Raw genomic sequence first — 17156 nt, 5'->3', positions numbered from 1 at the left:
CCTTGAAAGCGTGCGTTCTTTTATAGGGCGATCCCGGCGCCACTCCCCTTCGACAGGCATGGACCGTGCCCCTCTAGGTTCAGGGCGCATGGAAACCTGGGGCAATACAGCCGGAAAAGCAAAAATATGTCGCGGGGGATTCCGGAAAATTTTGAGGAAGAGAAGTAAGAGCAATCCAAGCAAGAGAAGCAAGCAGCAATACGGTTCCCGAGATGGGGCACGCATTAAAATTCTTCAATTCGTACCTACAAGGAGTAGAGCAAATGATTAAATCGATGGTCATGGTCTTGACGAGTGCTGTTCTGGCCGTGTCATTGCCCGCTTCGGCGCATACCGACGAATATTTCGAGACTCATGCTGCGCCCCACGCCGGGCAAATGCGTATGGCGGGGCCCTATCATCTGGAGCTTGTAACCAAAGATAAAGAATTGACGGTTTATGTAACAGATCATGCAGATGCGCAGATCAACACAGAAGGAGGCGTGGGCAAGGCGGCATTGCAAGTCGGTAAAGCCAAGCCGAAAACTTCCATAAAGCTCGAACCGGCGGGAAATAACATAATGAAAGGAACGGGAGATTTCGTCCTGACCCCGGAAACGGTAGTCGTCGTATTTGTCAAATTGCCGGAACAAGAGGCGCAATCCGCCCGGTTCACTCCATTGAAGAAGGCTGCGGCGAAGGATTCGCAGAAAAAGAGCGATAAAAAATCAGAAGAGGGTCATGGCGACCACGCCGGTCACGGAAATCATAGTGGCCATGGGTCGCACGGCCAAAGCGGGAACCAAGGCGGCGATCATAATCACCACATGCATCACTGATTATCAAGCCGCGAGGCCAGCCAGGATGGAACGGCGGGTATCTGCGTTTATCTAGAATAAGCGCAGATAAACCGGCAATGGCGCCAGACTCAAAAAGGAGATAACAGGCAGCTGAAATGGAAAGTCTGGTGGCATGAACCTACAGGATGATTGCTTATCAGCGATTCCCTGTAAGGCTCTCCCCTGGGGTGCTGATGCTCAGTGCGGCTTGCCGTCCCCGTTGTATATTGATGCTCATCAATATCATCAAGCCAATAATAAAATAGCTGCCGGTAATCAACATGGCCAGCCGGTGGTCGCCCCCGGAAATCCAGCTCACGATCCCATACGTGATCGGACCGAGTATCGAGGATAAATTGACTGCAAGTCCCCACAGTCCGAAAAATTCGGCGCGTCTCGCATCCGGACTGAGATAGCCTATTAGTGCGCGCCCTGCCGATTGCGACGCTCCCAGGCAAAGGCCGGCGACATTGGCAGCAAGCCAGAACATGGGGCGCGTCGCAGCCATCCATGCCAGCAACACCATTACAATCCAGCCTCCGAGGGTCAGCGCGATGGTGGGAATATGGCCGATTCTGTCCTGGATATTGCCAAAGGCGAACGCACCGATCGATGCCGTGATGTTGACAACCAGAACCAGAAACATGGTATCGCCGGTATCAAAGCCCATTACCTGCTGCGCATATATGGCGGCTAAAGTAATCACGGTTTGAATGCCCGCCTGGTAAAACACGATACATGCGAGAAAGCGTACGAGGTCGCGAAAATCGCGCACATGATGGAACGTGACAAGCAAGCGGGCAAATGCTTCGCGCACGACATGGCGTTCCGCTGGATGCGACTGCGGCAGCGCACGTTCCTTGAGAAAGAGAAAAGTCGGTATGCTCGAAATCGCGAAAAGGCCGGCAGTTATAAGCATTGCGCCCGGAACGAACTGCTCTGCAAGCCAGCCCTGGCCTTGTGCCCAAGTCACGTAAGCCAACGACAATCCCAGGCTGATCAGCCCGCCAACATAGCCGAAACTCCAGCCCCACCCGGAAACTTTTCCCAATGCCTCGCCGTGGGCGAGTTCCGGCAGAAAAGCTGAAATCAAATTCGTGCCGCTGCTGAAGAAAAAGTTACTTAGCACGATCAATACCACGGCCAACATCAGATCGCCCGGACCGACAAAGTAAAGCAATGCGGTAAAAAGCACGCAACCGATTGTGCTCACCAGCAGCAAAGGCTTCTTCATTGCATATGCATCAGCATAAGCGCCTATCACTGGCGCAGTCACCATAATAAGCGCATACGACACCGCCAACGCTGCTGTCCACGCAAACGTCCCCCACGCTTCATTATTCGCCACCACCGCCACAAAATAGGCGTTAAAAATGGCGGTAATCACAACGGTGGTGTAGCCTGAATTCGCGAAGTCGAACATTGCCCATGACCAGACTTCACGTCGGCTTACCCCAGGAGCGAGGTATCGGGACTTATCTTGTACCTGCATGAGATCCAATATGGTGTGATACCCTTGTGGGCCTGATTCGCTCTCGTTCAGCCCCCATGATTACCTGGGGATAGATGTGGCTCACATGATACCCGAGTATTCAGGAAATACTCAGCCATAGCAAGGTTCAGCAGCGGCTATTCATGCGAAGTAAGCGCTTACTAAGACCAAACCTCAATGTTTTGCCTGCCCTACCCCACCGCAGACGTTTACCAGGACACCTATCAGATTCAGCATGCCTTCCATCAACACATTCAGGTGTTCCTCGGTACACTCAAATGAGCGCAGCAGGGTTAAGGTGTCTATTACTGCTATCTCTCCGTGTTTCACCTGATGGTGAGCCAGATTTAATGCAAGCAGTCGCGCGCACTCCGCCAGCTCGTCTTTGGTCGCCTTCTTGATCAGAATATTCGCGAGATCGTACGCTTGATCGTAAGTTATTGGGTCATTCATCTTCAGCTGTCTATTATTGGTTTATCAAGCAAAGTCTCCTGGGCCAGAGTCTGTCAGTGATAGGAGCAGGTCCAGGTAAAACTCTTCCCTCTTGGCTGATACAGCCTAATTCCTCATGCCAGCAAGAGTTTCCAGTGCTCTATGATAATCGCATCGGAGCGTTTTACTATTGGACCTTGGTACGGCCTTTCGACAGATTGCTGAAACGGCAGCAAAAGAAAGTAGAAAGAGCACTACTTCCTGGCGAAGCGAGGCATCTATTCACTGTTGTAATGAGATTCAGGAGGTGATTAACGCATGTGAAGTTCCATTTACTCCGCATGAGCTGGGCGGTAGCTATATCACAATTGCAGAAAGTATCGATATCTCGGCTTATGCGTTAAAGCGTTTGGTGAGCAATAAAATGAGCAATGACGTGACAGAAGTTATATTGTTAACGATGTGGAACGACTAAGAGAGCCTACGCGAGAATTACCAGCCATATTCTTAGAAGCATCAGTGCCGAATAGCTCTCTCAAAGCATCGAGCTAGTCCGGCAGCTATCTTATAAGAATTACCTCCGAACACATGCTGGTGGAACTTGGCTAGTCTTGTTCAAGGAGGGCTTGCTTGTGCTCCTCCTCGGGCTTCCTAACGTCCCTGTCCATCTGGTCTACCCAATATTGGGCAGCCATGCGGAGTACGTCCACCCGGTCATCCTTAGCTAGGGGAGTCGCTTTCTCAAAGATGCCTCTCCAGGAAGACCCAGGACGAACGTTAATTGGTCTGCCTGGGCAAAGATATAGGAAAGAGGGATAATTGAGTGTAGGGGCTGTAATTGATTCCTGGGGCATCTTGGGGTTTTTCTCGCTCAACAACCACCCGCTTTACCTCTTAGTCAACCAGACAACTCCCTCTTGGTTTCACCAGCTCGCTCTGTGGTATCAAGGCGTAATGTCGCTCAAGAATGACAACATCTCTCAACAATCCGCGCTTGTTGCCGATTATCTGCTCTTCCTTCTATTTACCGGACTGCGCCGCCAGGAAGCGGCAACCTTAAAATGGTCCGATATCGATTTATTAGGTAGGTCGTTTACAATCAGTGATACCAAGAACCGGCAACCATTGACATTGCCCCTTACTGATTTTTTGTACAACCTCTTGGAAAACAGGAAAGCTAGGACGAATTCCGATTACGTTTTTGCCGGAAGTGGAAAGGCAGGGTATTTGATCGAGCCTCGCAGCCAAGTGAAGAAAGTGATTGAGGTCTCTGGAGTGCCCTTTACGCTGCATGATCTGCGCCGCAGCTATATAACAATTGCCGAAAGTATCGATATCTCCGCCTATGCATTAAAGCGCCTGGTGAATCATAAAATGAGCAGTGATGTCACCGCAGGGTATATTGTCAACGATGTGGAACGGCTAAGAGGGCCTATGCAGCGGATCACCGATCACATACTTAGCAGCATTCTCTCGGAATAGCTTACTCTAATCGTCGAGCTAATTGGCCAACGATCTAAAACACAGAATTATTAATTTTCATGTTATTACAAATATATATTCCGCTATTGTTCCCCAAGGACGACCAGAAAGTTCTGGATTGACGAATCTTTTTTTGTTAAATCTGACATTCTAAGATTCGAATCGCCTTGAATGGCTAGGAACTGCCATTGGAGGTAAAAGACTGTTTGGATGAGGCAAGATTAGATAAGTAAACTGTAGATGCCTGTACTATCATGTGCTTAATGACAGATAATTGTGGAGCCGCAATCATCAAGCGTTTTAGTGATCTTCGTGCTCCTCTATTTTCAATAATAAAGACCGGTTGATCTGCTGAATAACTGTGAGGCCTTAGCCTGGGCTGATCAGTGCCGGAAGGTCTATGATGGAAAACTCCGTAGCCAAAGGACTGTTGTCTATTGAGGTGAAAGCGCCTCCGATAGTGGCCGGCACTCAAGCTACTGTAAGTCTGGTCATCCGTAATCCTTTCTCTCAAGAGGTTGTTATTGAATCAATCCAAGCCCCGTCTTCCGCCCCATTGTTACCAATGCCAGCTGAAGCAGAGGAAAAGCCGTCCCCCATGGATGGTAAGAATTCGAGCTATCTCGCTCGCTTTGCTTCGATCTTCTCCGGGATTAGAGTAAAAGAAATTAGCTTTGGCTCCCTTACGGCCGAGTTTCCTGGGTCGGAAGGAAAAAAAATCAATATAAATATGGAACCGCACTCGAAGGCTATTGTTAAAAGCCCCTTAGGGCCGTATGACATAATCAACTTCAATGTTGAGGAAGGTGCGGAACTCGTGTTTGATATCCCTGACGCAAAAGCGGATTCCAAATCTACCCCCAGCAAGGAGAGAATAATTTTTTCTCAGCAGGAGGATTTAGCTTCGTTCGAATTGAAGACTGCTCATTGGCTGTTGGTGAAACCTAAAGTTCTCGACCTGTATGCACTCATTAAATTCAGGGTTGGAAACGAACCGCACAGCCAAGTCGTTCCAGTAACGTTGTCCATTCAACCTCCTGTAAAGTCCATCGTGTTCGGCGCAGTTTCTGGAGGTATTCTCGGATGGCTAGCAAGACAGTTGAATAAAGGTGTTCTTACGGACGACTTTTCAGTCGCGGCTTCCGTCGTTAGTGTATTGGGCGTCATCGTAATGGCGATGATCCTTGCCATTGTCCTGTCACGGCAAGAGTCATCAAAAGGTTTTGTAACCCTTGAGGACTTTTATGGGGCGTTTGTAGTTGGGGCAATTTTCGGATATACAGGCACACAGTATTTCGAAGCATCGATCAAGGCCGCCGTGAGACCCACCGACACGTAATCCCTCATTCATCGAGCCCCACCGATAAAGCCGCGCGGTACCTATGGATGCCAGCGTTGAGTTTCCTCGTTTCGGATACAACTGCTGAAATATTTCGAAAGCAGTAACTTGAGTCTGACATCAATGCAAGATCAAATCTTGCCGCTACATCTTAAACCGTCAGGTTTGACCAATCCATATTGATCAACTAACGTAAACCATTCGTCTGGATCAAGCTCATCACCCATTGCTGTCATATCACCAGCACTAGCTTCATCTATCATCTGAACCAGAAAAAAGCCCTCTTCATCCTCAGCAAATATCACATCTTCAACTACGAAGCGCATCCCTAAGGGCTCTTTCGTGGAGACATACACGCCTGTCTCAGGCGGCTGTTTTCTATCTTTGCCTTGTGCAATTTTTTCTTCATTACTGTCGCGCAATTTTGCTTTTTTCATTTGAATCACCTTCATAGGAATTTTTGCAGCACAAGCTGAGAACTAAGCTTGACGAGAATACAGATGCTTTTACCCTTCTTTTCCAAGTTTCGTACAAACTTTTTTTATCAAATCCATGAGTCATTTTTATCCTCCTGTTTGCATCCATAATATATTCCTTATCTTTTAGGCGTATAAAATCGCCTTTCTAGACGTTCGCTGCTTGCCTCTACTTGAAGCAAAAAATAGAAAGATACGAATATTCAATTCCTTAATCATTATCCCGGGAGTCTTTTGCAATCCTAAAAGTTTCTCATTTGTCAATATCCTGTAACAGAACATTCCTTGTTTCTTCCATTTACCGCATTCTGTTTCCGCCAATTAACAACTTAAACTTATGGAGACAGAAACATGCAACAAAATTTACTTACAACTAAAGAAGCTGCCATATGTCTAGGTGTCAGTGAAGCGTTCCTCGAACGTGACCGCTGGGCCGGGGCTAAAGTCCCTTTCATCAAGATAGGGTCCCGCGCAGTGCGTTATCGGCTGCAAGACTTGGAGCACTACATCGAGTCCTGCATTCGCAAATCCACCAGCGATACGGGGCGCAAATGAACGCTGTGTGGCCTATTCCCCTTCCCGAAAGTGCGTACGTTCGGGAAGATGGAATCACTTTCTATCGCGAAGAGGAAGAAGAACCTTTTACTTCCGATATTCTCAGCCGCCACCCGGAATGTCTTGCTGAACCGATGGCGTTGGAATACGCCCGCTTGTATGTGGAACAGGGGGAAGAGAAAGCTGAAGCCTATCTAAACGCGATTTCCGCTGAACTTGCCAGTGCGCCTTTGAGCCTTCTGGCAACAGATGAGGAAATCCGGCTTTTTGCCCGGAGGCTCGCCGATCAATTTTTCCGACTGCAAAATAAGTTCAAGAATCCCGTTATCGCAGCCCGTTTCCTCACGCATCTTGCGGAAAGTAAATACGGCATTACCGCGCCGTGGAGCAAAACAAGCAAAACGGAGAAGGGGATTCCTCTAGGAGAGAAACCTCTATCCCTGGTTGTAACGGAAGCGATGGGAAAGTCTCTACCGTCAGTAGCGGTAACAGAAATAAGGGATAAGCAGAATCCGCTAACAGTAATCGATACAGGAAATAGACGAGCTTTTCTAATCCCTGTACCAGTATCCGTTACAGAGAAACAGACTCCTGTAACGGTAACAGAAAAGCGTGAGTTCCCAATTGCTGTAACAGGAAAATCAAAGCCTGCAAATCCTGTAACCGCTACCAATACAGCAATTACCGATACAGGAATTCTAGCTCGACTAAGTGACGAGTATTGGTGGCGGCGAGCATTGCGCAAGGTTCATGTACGCAAATTCGAGCAAGGCGCAATCCGCTTAGGGCTCGTACATAGCCGTAAGGGTAAGTATGTCAGTGATGAGACTTTGGAGAGGCGTCGCAAACAAAACCGCCGTAACCGTGCCATTCTCGAACACTGCATCGCAAGCAATGAACTAGGACAGGAATACACCCTACAGCAACTAGCCGATCTCTCGGTATCGAATCCCAAGATTCGCCGTGCCGAATTAATGACTCGCATTGCCGGATTTGATGCCGTTGCCCAATCGCTGGGACATGCCGCCATGTTCTATACCATCACCTGCCCTTCGCGCATGCATGCAAGGTTATCTGTATCAGGGCAAGAAAACCCGAAATACGACCGAACTACACCAAGGGAAGCGCAAGCTTATTTAAGAAAGATATGGGCACGGATACGGTCGAGGCTTGACGATAGGGACTTAACGTACTACGGCATGCGTGTTGCCGAGCCTCAGCATGACGGCACTCCACATTGGCACCTGTTGCTGTTCATGCCAAAAGAGCACGTTAAGCAAGTCGGTAGCATCGTCCGAGACTATGCCATGCGCGAAGATGGGGATGAAGCAGGTGCTGCCAAGCATCGATACAAGGAAGAACGCATAGATAGATCAAAGGGAACGGCTGCCAGTTATATCGCGAAATACATTTCCAAGAACATCGATGGCTTCGGCTTGAATTGCGATATCGATGGTGGAGAGCCTACAAGTGCGGCTGAACGGGTAAGGGTTTGGGCCAGCACCTGGGGCATCAGACAGTTTCAGCCAATTGGCGGACCGTCTGTAACGTTGTGGCGTGAGTTGCGCCGTATGGGTGAAATGGATGTCACGGGAGAGTTGAAAGAATTGAGAGACGCGGCGGATAAGGGCGAATGGGACCGTTTCGTGATGCTGATGGGCGGACCGGAAGCGAAGCGTAAGGGTTTCCCAATAACACTCGCCAAGCAATGGAATGACCAGCCTAACCGTTATAAGGAGCCGAAAGGGGAAGAAGTCATTGGAATAGCGTGGGAAAAGACTGTATTTCCTACTCGGATTCATACGTGGACTGTCAGGAATAAATCCGAGCCCGAAAAGCAAAGAGGACTGGTTGAGCTTAACGAGCCTTCAAATGAAGGCGGGGAAATAATCTCGCTGCATCAGGTAGGCCCTGAACCCTTGGAGTCCTGTCAATAACTGTACGGCAGGCATTCAGGGAAGGGAACAAAAGGATCGCAGTACGATTCTGAATTAACCTAAAATATGATGTCCTACATGAGGACATTAGTAGTCTTTGGCTGTCTTTTCCAGCTCGCTCAGATCCTCAACACCCGCTATGTTTGCCAACATGCCGGTATATTTTTTGAGTTGCTCTTGCAGGACCCCCAACTCCGCGCGAAACTGCTGGCGCTGTTGCTCATCCTGCAAGGCGCCTGCCAGTGCAAGTCTGTGCCCTCGGGCCGTAAAAGGACGCACGATTTGATTCAGCACTACTACCGCCAATTTCGTGAACTCCCCGCAATCCCGCCCGTGACGCCGGATGATCTCGCGTTCCGCCAAGGGTTGCGTGGTGATACGGGTTAGCAGTTCGATATACATCTACATCTCCAAGCCGCCGCCTTATCCGGGTCGCTGGGTTGCCACTCCAGCGTCCAGCCACTTCTTCCATTCTTCTATTTCATGGGCCTGTCTCGCAACTCATGTCTCTATTCAAACAACCAAGCGATATCGGCAGGAACCTCAATTTGCTCATCTAGAATCCTCTGCTTTATGGTTTCCAACTTGGCCTTAATTTCCGCTGCTTCCTCGTTTTTGTCTGATTCTTCCAAGTGAGTCAACAGGATGTGAAGACTCCTCGCTAAGTCCGGCCCAATACCGGTAAAGTTGTCCTTTGCCAGCTGCTCATAAATCTCCACCGCCCGCCGGGTCGCCTGCAAGCCTGCCGCCCACTCCCCGCTATTCACCAAGTCAACCGACAGGTTGACCAAGCTCCCTGCCAAGTCGGGTCCATAAGCGGCGAAATTGTCCTTCGCCAGTTGCTCATAAATCTCCACCGCCCGCCGGATCGCCTGCAAGCCTGCCGCCCACTCCCCGCTCTCGCGCAGGCAAAGTGATAGGTTGGCTAAGCTCCTTGCCAAGTCGGGCCCATAGGCGGCGAAATTGTCCTTCGCCAGCTGCTCATAAATCTCCACCGCCCGCCGGATCGCCTGCAAGCCTGCCGTTTGCTCTCCGCTCTCGCCCAGGTAGACCGACAGGTTGTTCAGGCCCAACGCCAAGACGGCTCCATAGGCAGCGAAGTTATCCGCTGCCAGCTGCTCATAAATCTCCACCGCCCGCCGGGTCGCCTGCAAGCCTGCCGCCCGCTCCCCGCTATTCACCAAGTCAACCGACAGGTTGACCAAGCTCCCTGCCAAGTCGGGTCCATAAGCGGCGAAATTGTCCTTCGCCAACTGCTCAAGAATCTCCACCGCCCGCCGGATCGCCTGAAAGCCTGCCGCCCGCTTCCCGCTCTCGCCCAGGCGAATTGACAGGTGGACCAAACTCTTTGCCAAGTCGGGCCCATAGGCGGCAAAATTGTCCGCTGCCAGCTGCTCATAAATCTCCTCCCCCCGCCGGACCGCCTGCAAGGCCGCCGCCCGCTCCCCGCTCTCGCCCAGGCGCGCCGACAGGTTGACCAAACTCTTTGCCAAGTCGGGGCCATAGGTGGCGAAATTGTCCGCTGCCAGCTGCTCATAAATCTCCTCCCCCCGCCGGCCCGCCTGCAAGGCCGCCGCCCGCTCCCCGCTCTCGCCCAAGCGCTCCGACAGGTTGACCAAACTCCTTGCCAAGTCGGGCCCATAGGCGGCGAAATTGTCCGCTGCCAGCCGCTCATGAATCTCGACCGCCCGCCGGCCCGCCTGCAAGGCCGGGGCCCGCTCCCCGCTCTCGCCCAGGTAGACCGACAGGTTGGCCAAACTCCTTGCCAAGTCGGGCCCATAGGCGGCGAAATTGTCCGCTGCCAGCCGCTCATAAATCTCCACTACCCGCCGGCCCGCCTGCAAGGCCGGGGCCCGCTCCCCGCTCTCGCGCAGGTAGACCGACAGGTTGACCAAACTCCTTGCCAAGCCGGGTCCATAGGCGGCGAAATTGTCTGCTGCCAGCTGCTCATAAATCTCCCCCGCCCGCCGGCCCTCCTGCAAGGCTGCCGCCCGCTCCCCGCTCTTGTGCAGATAGGCCGATAGATTATTCAAGCTCCTTGCCAAGTCGGAGCCGTAGGCGGTGAAATTGTCCTTCGCCAACTGCTCAAGAATCTCCACCGCCCGCCGGCCCGCCTGCAAGGCCGCGGCCCGCTCCCCGCTCTCGCCCAGGTAGACCGACAGGTTGCTCAGGCCCAACGCCAAGCCGGGCCCATAGGCGGCGAAATTGTCTGCTGCCAGCTGCTCATAAATCTCGACTGCGCGCCGGCTCACCTGCAAGCCCGGAGCTCGCTCTCCGCTAGCAGAAAGTTGAACCGACAGATTATTCAAGCTCCTTGCCAGGTCGGGGCCGTAGGCGGTGAAATTGTCCTTCGCCAACTGCTCATGAATCTCCACCGCCCGCCGAATCGCCTGCAAGGCTGCCGCCCGCTCCCCGCTCTCGCCCAAGGACCTCGCCAGATTCGTCAGATGCTTAGCTTGGCCTTGTGGTGAATCGGCGTGTGTCAGCAACACCTTATTAACTGCTATTGCCAAGGGCAACAGGGTATGTTCCAGGTTGTTTCGGCCTAGAGCCAGATTCAGTTTTTCGCAACGTCTCGGTTCTCTACGAACCCAATCGATCAGATTCTGCAAGGGCCAAGGACGATCCAACGCGCTTTGCGAATCATGGATTAGCCGCCCAAATATCGAACTCGCGTTAGCAACGTCAGTCGCTGCTTCTAGTCCCAGATATTGCCACGCACCGGACTGATCCCCCGCAAGTTCCGTTAAAGCGTAGTGCAATAGATCGGCGGCAAGAAGGTCGGGTTGAAGTGCATGAATGCCGTGCTGAGACCAGAGGCTGGTGTCTTTGAGTTGGCGCAATGCAGGGAGTTGAATATCCAGCTTCAACTCCTGTCCGGTGTCGATTAGCTGGCGCAATGCTTCGCTCTCAAGTTCGCCTGACATTGCTGCCAGCGCTTGCAGCATAACCAGGCTGTACTTATCGATATTCCGTTTCTTCGCTTCTTTTTCGAGTCGGGTTACTTCGTACTGTTTAGTCAGTACACGAATGATTTCCTTGCCGCTCAGTTCTTTCGCTTTGGAATCGAGCATCAGGCGAATAGCCAGTGCCATTATAAACAGGGGACGATTACGCAGTTTCGCCCGCTGCCGCCATTCCTGGAAAGCTTCTGGCTGCATGGGAAGTGGCGGGAGGGACGTTTCTTTAAGTTCGTGCAACTGTTGCCACGCCTGCTGGAATAAATCCCATGAGGCTGAATCACCCCCTGCCAAACCTCGTAACTTGATGGAGGAAGCAAGGAGGCTCTTCGCAGCTTGGGAAAGTTTTTGCAGGAAATCACCATTACGCCCCAGCAACAAGACGCGCAGCTTGCGTTCAGGTGCTGGCATAACGGTAAAGGCTTCCAGCAGTGCCGTTACTTTTTCAGGGCGTTGTTCCGGATAATCAATGACCAGAAGAGTTCCTTTACTGCCCGTATACCAGGAACCCTCCAGTCCTTGAGCCTCACCAGCTTCCCACCCCTTTTCTTTTAACTGGGTGGCGAACTCGAAAGCAAGGCGAGTCTTGCCGACCCCGCCTTCCCCAACAATCAGGCAGATACTGATTTTGCTCCGGGCGTCCGCCCAGTCGTGCAAGACTTTCAGTTCCGCCTCCCTGCCAAGCATCGGGGTAAGACGACTTTTCCAATTCAGCAGGTATTCGATACTGTCAGGGTTGGAGCTAGTACTGAGATCGGGAATTCGCAGACATGATTTCCCTTGCCCCTCGCTAATCCGGTATTCTTCCTCTTTCTCCCGCCACTCTACATGCAAGCCGGTGAGCCAGTAATTGAGCGTTTGCAGTAGATCATCGGGGGCGTGCGCGTGCTCACGGATTAGCTGGCGCAAATGGGCAGGGTCGTCCCCTCGTACCAGCCCTGCCAAAATACTATGCGGCAGGCTTTCATTCAGATCATGAAAGCGCAGGGCATTGATGCCCTGGAGAAATATGGAGAGCTTGGCAATGTCTTCAGGTGATGCGTCCGGCAGGAGTACCGGAATAATGCAATTCTGGCGTTGCTGTACCTGACGCCGTAAGGCAGCGTCAGCTTCGGCTTGCTGCCATGGACCTATGCCCTGAGTGCCAATGAAGATGAGGATAAAGTGGCTTTCCCCTAATCCGGTTTCCAGATTCCTCAGCCATTCCTCACCTGAGAGGATATCCCACTTATCGAAGAAACAATGTAGGCCTTGGGTTTCCAAAGCCTTGCTGACGCGCTCTACAGCAGGTTTGTCGGCACCGTTGTGGGAGATAAAGGCATCATATTTATAGCTCACTTGACCTTCCCGTTTATTAGTTTATTAAGAAGGTGAAGCCTTAAATCTTGCAAGAGCTTAGAGCGTAAGGCTCAAAATACTTCAGCCTCAAGCTAAGTTAAGATTAGCACAATTGGTGCAATCCGTAGCCATTGTCTACATAAAGTCTACATCGTTCACATTTGCTTCGACGACATCTCTTTAATTTATTGATTTTAATGGTGCTGTTGAGAGGAGTCGAACCTCCGACCTACTGATTACGAATCAGTTGCTCTACCAACTGAGCTACAACAGCTTGGGAAGGGATCAGAATAAACCACGCCAATTATAGTCTTTTGGAAAACGGTGGGCAAACGTTCCCATCTGGGAGCACCGCCACAGGATGAAAGAAATAAAAGAAAACAGAGAAATCGGAGAAGTCGCCGTCCCAGTGCAATAAGCGCGAGCTCACATAACCAACCCCCATAAATTTTTCAACTCAACCTTCTGCTCCAGCAAAATTCTGCTTCCACAAAACCTGCGACCCATCCCGGATGTGATTCCGTTTTTCTCCAGAAAGGACTCATCTGGAGCACTTGAATTCCTCCTCGAAATAAAAAACGTAAATTCCAACATATTCTTCGAATGGCCGGGAATCACTAGACAATTTCCCGGGATTGGGTCAAACTTGCCGCCATGAAAAATGGCTCAAACCGCTGCCAAAATATCCTGGTTATCCATGGGCCGAACCTGAATTTGCTAGGAATCAGGGAACCTTCGGTTTACGGAACTGTCACATTAGAAGAAATTAACGGAAATTTGGCGAAGTTAGCCGAAAAAGAGGGTATTAGTCTTGATTGCTTCCAAAGTAACGCTGAGGGGGAGCTAATAGACCGAATCCAGCAGGCGGGCGCGGAAAAAATAGACTTCATTATCATCAATCCTGCCGCTTATACGCATACCAGTATTGCCTTGCGTGATGCACTTGCGGCCACCCGGATCCCTTTCATTGAAATTCACCTTTCCAATATTTTTGCTCGCGAATCTTTCCGCCAGAAATCTTTTTTTTCCGATATGGCGGTGGGAGTCATAAGCGGTCTGGGAGCAAAGGGATACGAACTCGCCTTCAATTATGTGCTGGGCCGCAACTGATGAGCGTCAAGGATAGCAACGAAGTGATCGGGTACCATCAAGGAGCTGAGAATTCCTTTTGATAAGCCAATGCAGTATTGGCTCATCTCACCCCTTGCGTGTTTTGAAACAGGGGTATTTTTAAAAAAGACAAAAACACAAAGTCCGCGTCTTCGAGCGCTGACAGATGGTTAGAGGTTTTGACAGAACATAACGCAAGAGGAACCGATCGGGAGACCCTATATGGACCTGAGAAAGCTTAAAAAACTGATTGACCTGGTGGAGGAATCCGGCATTGCCGAGTTAGAGATAACGGAAGGCGAAGAAAAGGTTCGCATCAGCAGATCCACGCCTTCGATGCAGATGCCCGCAATCGCAATGCCTCCTCCGCAACCCGCCCCAGCACCAGCCATCATTCCGCAAGCTGCGCCAGTCACTCCCGCAACAGCCGCCGCCGAGATACTGCCGCAAGGTCATATGGTCAAATCGCCTATGGTGGGCACCTTCTATCGTAGTTCCGCTCCCGGCAGCAATCCGTTCGTCGAGGTGGGTCAGACAATCAAGGAGGGTGACACGCTCTGCATCATAGAGGCAATGAAGCTGCTCAATGAAATCGAGTCGGACAAGAGCGGTGTGATCAAGGCGGTGCTGGTGGAGAACGGTCAACCTGTCGAGTATGGCGAACCGTTATTCGTGATTGAATGATTCCGGCATTTTTCACGTTCCGTGCAATCTAGTGGAATATCCGCATCAATAGAAGAGGAGAAATCACCTCCATCATGAAACGAGATACGAGCGGCAGACATGTTTGAAAAAATACTGATAGCAAACCGCGGCGAGATTGCCTTGCGGATACAACGTGCATGCCGTGAGATGGGTATCAAGACAGTAGCGGTGCACTCCCAGGCCGACGCCGAGGCAAAATATGTAAAACTCGCTGATGAGTCCGTATGCATCGGACCTGCTCCTTCGGCACAAAGCTATCTTAATATCCCCGCCATCATCAGTGCCGCCGAGGTCACCGACGCGGAAGCCATTCATCCGGGTTACGGGTTTTTGTCGGAAAATGCCGATTTTGCCGAACGTGTAGAAAAAAGCGGCTTCGTCTTTATCGGCCCCCGGCCCGAGACGATTCGGCTGATGGGCGACAAGGTCAGTGCCAAGAACGCCATGAAAAAGGCTGGCGTACCTTGTGTCCCCGGCTCGGACGGTGGCCTCCCCGAATCCGTGGACGAAATCAAAGCCATCGCTCGTGCCATCGGCTACCCTATCATTATCAAGGCCGCGGCAGGTGGAGGCGGTCGCGGCATGCGCGTGGTGCACACTGAAGCAGCGTTATCGAACGCGATTATCATTACGCGCAACGAAGCTCAGGCCGCCTTCGGCAACCCGACGGTCTACGCGGAAAAATATCTGGAAAACCCGCGCCACATCGAGTTTCAGGTATTGGTGGATGAACATCGCAACGCCATCTATCTGGGGGAACGGGATTGCTCCACGCAGCGCCGCCATCAGAAAATTATCGAGGAAGCGCCTGCCCTGGGGATTCCCCCGAGATTGCGTGACAAAATGGGAACCCGCTGCGTCGACGCATGCAAGCGCATCGGCTACCGCGGTGTGGGAACGTTCGAGTTTCTGTTCGAAAAAAACGAATTCTATTTCATTGAAATGAATACACGCCTGCAGGTCGAGCATACCATTACCGAGGCCATCACCGGGATCGACCTGGTGCAAGCGCAGATCCGCGTGGCAGCCGGCGAAAAGCTCACTCTGCGGCAGCGCGACGTCGTGTTGAAGGGTCATGCCATCGAATGCCGCATCAACGCCGAAGACCCGTACAAGCTCACCCCGTCGGCGGGGCGCATCACCCAGTATCATGCTCCCGGAGGCCCTGGCATTCGCGTGGATTCCCATATATATCATAACTATTTCGTGCCGCCCTATTACGATTCCATGATAGGCAAAATAATCGCGTACGGAGACAACCGCGACCAGGCGATAGCACGCATGCGTATCGCACTGTCGGAAATGGTTATCGGCGGCATCAAAACCAATACGCCGCTCCACCTTGACCTGTTGTCCGATGCCGCATTCCTGAATGGCGGCACGAGCATCCATTATCTCGAACAAAAGCTCGCCAATCATAATAACAATTCCGGCTGAGGCTCCATCGCTTCGCTACTGAAACTCCAGTAATGGACGGAGAGTTTTTGAGGTAGGAGTTTTTCGGGAAACGGGCCTGGAACGTTCTGCCCGTCTGCCGTCTGCCGTCTGCTCAGGCAGCCAAATGCGAGGTACGTACCATCATGCCCTGGATTTCGGTCATCATAAAAACGGACAGCGTGTATGCCGAGGCGTTAAGCGATGCGATGCTGGCCTTGGGCGCGCTATCAACTGACATCCATGATTCCGCAGCCGGGACCGAGCATGAGCAACCCCTGTTTGGCGAACCAGGAGAGCCCATCGCAGACATCTGGCTTGCACCGGAACTTACCGCGCTATTCAAGGGGGATACCGAAATTTCCACCGTAATGCGCGCTGCGGCCGAAGCGGTCGGCCTGCCTGCCCCTCCGATCTATCGGATCGAGTATGTGGAAGAGCAGGATTGGGTACGGGTAACCCAGTCGCAGTTCAATCCGATCCGCATTTCCTCGCGCTTGTGGGTCGTGCCAAGCTGGCATGAAATCCCCGATCCGAATGCCATCAACCTGATCCTCGATCCCGGACTCGCCTTTGGAACGGGAACTCATCCTTCTACGCAGCTATGCCTTGAATGGCTTGACGAAAATCTCGGAGGAGGCGAAGATGTTCTTGATTACGGTTGTGGTTCAGGCATATTGGCAATTGCCGCGCTCAAGATGGGCGCTCACCATGTTGTCGGAATCGACATAGATCCGCAAGCGGTGGAGGCAAGCCGCCAGAACGCAAGGCTTAACCAGTGCGCGGAAACCGAAATAGAGTTTCATATGCAGATGGCGGAGCAGACGGATACAGAACGTGGGGGCTGGGCGGATGTCGTTATTGCCAATATCCTTGCCAATCCGCTGATCATGCTGGCTCCCATACTGACGCATGCTGCCCGACCGGGGGGACGCATTGCCCTATCCGGTATACTCGCGGAGCAGGCAGAAGAGGTGATGCAGGCTTATCGGCAATCACATGATATGCATATTGCACGAAATCGTGAGGGATGGGTCTTGCTGGCAGGTACGAGAAAATGAACAGATTAAACAAAAAC

General features: G+C 51.7%; 15 protein-coding genes and 1 tRNA gene. 10 read left to right on the top strand and 6 right to left on the bottom strand.

All coding sequences use genetic code 11. The features are described 5' to 3' along the window. Positions 1-263: 263 nt before the first annotated feature. Positions 264-818 carry a hypothetical protein gene (locus BMY01_RS12810; RefSeq protein ID WP_074747992.1) on the top strand — a complete coding sequence of 185 codons (555 nt, stop codon included), beginning with the start codon at positions 264-266 and terminating at the stop codon, positions 816-818. A gap of 157 nt (positions 819-975) precedes the next feature. Here the strand turns inward: BMY01_RS12810 and BMY01_RS12805 are convergent, their stop codons facing one another. Next, the gene (locus BMY01_RS12805) at positions 976-2310 is read right to left on the bottom strand and encodes an MFS transporter (protein WP_254772738.1); all 1335 of its coding nucleotides are present in this window, start codon (positions 2308-2310) and stop codon (positions 976-978) included. A 174-nt stretch (positions 2311-2484) separates the two neighbouring features. Beyond that, entirely contained in the window at positions 2485-2763 is a 279-nt protein-coding gene (locus BMY01_RS12800) for a hypothetical protein (protein ID WP_074747986.1), read from the bottom strand. Between the two features lie 169 nt (positions 2764-2932). Between BMY01_RS12800 and BMY01_RS17840 the strand changes: the two genes are divergently transcribed. From BMY01_RS17840 to BMY01_RS12790, 3 genes are all read left to right on the top strand, one after another. Next, complete coding sequence (locus BMY01_RS17840; protein ID WP_175463260.1) at positions 2933-3217, top strand: hypothetical protein; 285 nt, start codon at positions 2933-2935, stop codon at positions 3215-3217. Between the two features lie 344 nt (positions 3218-3561). Further along, complete coding sequence (locus BMY01_RS12795) at positions 3562-4224, top strand: tyrosine-type recombinase/integrase (protein ID WP_254772737.1); 663 nt, start codon at positions 3562-3564, stop codon at positions 4222-4224. A gap of 400 nt (positions 4225-4624) precedes the next feature. Further along, on the top strand, positions 4625-5563 hold the full coding sequence (locus BMY01_RS12790) for a hypothetical protein (protein ID WP_074747983.1): 939 nt from the start codon (positions 4625-4627) through the stop codon (positions 5561-5563). A gap of 131 nt (positions 5564-5694) precedes the next feature. On the opposite strand, the gene BMY01_RS18125 is transcribed toward BMY01_RS12790, so the two are convergent. Beyond that, positions 5695-6000 (bottom strand): DUF8087 domain-containing protein, encoded by a 306-nt coding sequence (locus BMY01_RS18125; protein WP_217638668.1) that lies wholly within the window; start codon positions 5998-6000, stop codon positions 5695-5697. A 390-nt stretch (positions 6001-6390) separates the two neighbouring features. Between BMY01_RS18125 and BMY01_RS12780 the strand changes: the two genes are divergently transcribed. Together BMY01_RS12780 and BMY01_RS12775 are read left to right on the top strand one after the other, a co-directional pair. Next, positions 6391-6594, top strand: a complete 204-nt coding sequence (locus BMY01_RS12780; RefSeq protein WP_074747977.1) for a helix-turn-helix transcriptional regulator — start codon at positions 6391-6393, stop codon at positions 6592-6594. Beyond that, the gene (locus tag BMY01_RS12775; RefSeq protein WP_074747974.1) at positions 6591-8531 is read left to right on the top strand and encodes a replication endonuclease; all 1941 of its coding nucleotides are present in this window, start codon (positions 6591-6593) and stop codon (positions 8529-8531) included. Before BMY01_RS12780 ends, BMY01_RS12775 begins: the two co-directional genes overlap by 4 nt. Before the next feature lie 87 nt (positions 8532-8618). Here BMY01_RS12775 and BMY01_RS12770 read toward each other — a convergent pair whose 3' ends face one another. The 3 genes from BMY01_RS12770 to BMY01_RS12760 all read right to left on the bottom strand — a co-directional run bounded on the left by BMY01_RS12770 (position 8619) and on the right by BMY01_RS12760 (position 13103). Further along, positions 8619-8933: a hypothetical protein gene (locus tag BMY01_RS12770; protein WP_074747971.1), complete on the bottom strand. Its 315-nt coding sequence runs from the start codon at positions 8931-8933 to the stop codon at positions 8619-8621. A gap of 107 nt (positions 8934-9040) precedes the next feature. Then, a complete protein-coding gene (locus BMY01_RS12765; RefSeq protein WP_074747968.1) occupies positions 9041-12829 on the bottom strand; it encodes a tetratricopeptide repeat protein in 3789 nt (1262 codons plus the stop codon). 198 nt (positions 12830-13027) lie between these two features. Next, positions 13028-13103, bottom strand: a tRNA-Thr gene (locus tag BMY01_RS12760). Positions 13104-13483: 380 nt separating this feature from the next. Between BMY01_RS12760 and aroQ the strand changes: the two genes are divergently transcribed. The 4 genes from aroQ to prmA all read left to right on the top strand — a co-directional run bounded on the left by aroQ (position 13484) and on the right by prmA (position 17139). Then, the gene (gene aroQ, locus BMY01_RS12750; protein WP_074747962.1) at positions 13484-13939 is read left to right on the top strand and encodes a type II 3-dehydroquinate dehydratase; all 456 of its coding nucleotides are present in this window, start codon (positions 13484-13486) and stop codon (positions 13937-13939) included. Positions 13940-14161: 222 nt separating this feature from the next. After that, positions 14162-14623 (top strand): acetyl-CoA carboxylase biotin carboxyl carrier protein, encoded by a 462-nt coding sequence (gene accB, locus BMY01_RS12745; RefSeq protein WP_074747959.1) that lies wholly within the window; start codon positions 14162-14164, stop codon positions 14621-14623. Between the two features lie 99 nt (positions 14624-14722). Then, positions 14723-16081: an acetyl-CoA carboxylase biotin carboxylase subunit gene (gene accC, locus BMY01_RS12740; RefSeq protein ID WP_074747956.1), complete on the top strand. Its 1359-nt coding sequence runs from the start codon at positions 14723-14725 to the stop codon at positions 16079-16081. Positions 16082-16224: 143 nt separating this feature from the next. Further along, entirely contained in the window at positions 16225-17139 is a 915-nt protein-coding gene (prmA, locus tag BMY01_RS12735) for a 50S ribosomal protein L11 methyltransferase (protein ID WP_074747953.1), read from the top strand. Positions 17140-17156: the final 17 nt, after the last annotated feature.

Origin of the sequence: Nitrosospira multiformis, from assembly GCF_900110185.1 — a bacterium.
Taxonomy (GTDB): domain Bacteria; phylum Pseudomonadota; class Gammaproteobacteria; order Burkholderiales; family Nitrosomonadaceae; genus Nitrosospira; species Nitrosospira multiformis_A.
This window is presented reverse-complemented; position numbering and strand designations above follow the sequence as displayed.

Coding starts and splice junctions, on each gene's coding strand:
- BMY01_RS12810 (WP_074747992.1), top strand. CDS start 264: ATGATTAAATCGATGGTCATGGTCTTGACGAGTGCTGTTCTGGCCGTG.
- BMY01_RS12805 (WP_254772738.1), bottom strand. CDS start 2,310: ATGCAGGTACAAGATAAGTCCCGATACCTCGCTCCTGGGGTAAGCCGA.
- BMY01_RS12800 (WP_074747986.1), bottom strand. CDS start 2,763: ATGAATGACCCAATAACTTACGATCAAGCGTACGATCTCGCGAATATT.
- BMY01_RS12790 (WP_074747983.1), top strand. CDS start 4,625: ATGATGGAAAACTCCGTAGCCAAAGGACTGTTGTCTATTGAGGTGAAA.
- BMY01_RS18125 (WP_217638668.1), bottom strand. CDS start 6,000: ATGAAAAAAGCAAAATTGCGCGACAGTAATGAAGAAAAAATTGCACAA.
- BMY01_RS12780 (WP_074747977.1), top strand. CDS start 6,391: ATGCAACAAAATTTACTTACAACTAAAGAAGCTGCCATATGTCTAGGT.
- BMY01_RS12775 (WP_074747974.1), top strand. CDS start 6,591: ATGAACGCTGTGTGGCCTATTCCCCTTCCCGAAAGTGCGTACGTTCGG.
- BMY01_RS12770 (WP_074747971.1), bottom strand. CDS start 8,933: ATGTATATCGAACTGCTAACCCGTATCACCACGCAACCCTTGGCGGAA.
- aroQ (WP_074747962.1), top strand. CDS start 13,484: ATGAAAAATGGCTCAAACCGCTGCCAAAATATCCTGGTTATCCATGGG.
- accB (WP_074747959.1), top strand. CDS start 14,162: ATGGACCTGAGAAAGCTTAAAAAACTGATTGACCTGGTGGAGGAATCC.
- accC (WP_074747956.1), top strand. CDS start 14,723: ATGTTTGAAAAAATACTGATAGCAAACCGCGGCGAGATTGCCTTGCGG.
- prmA (WP_074747953.1), top strand. CDS start 16,225: ATGCCCTGGATTTCGGTCATCATAAAAACGGACAGCGTGTATGCCGAG.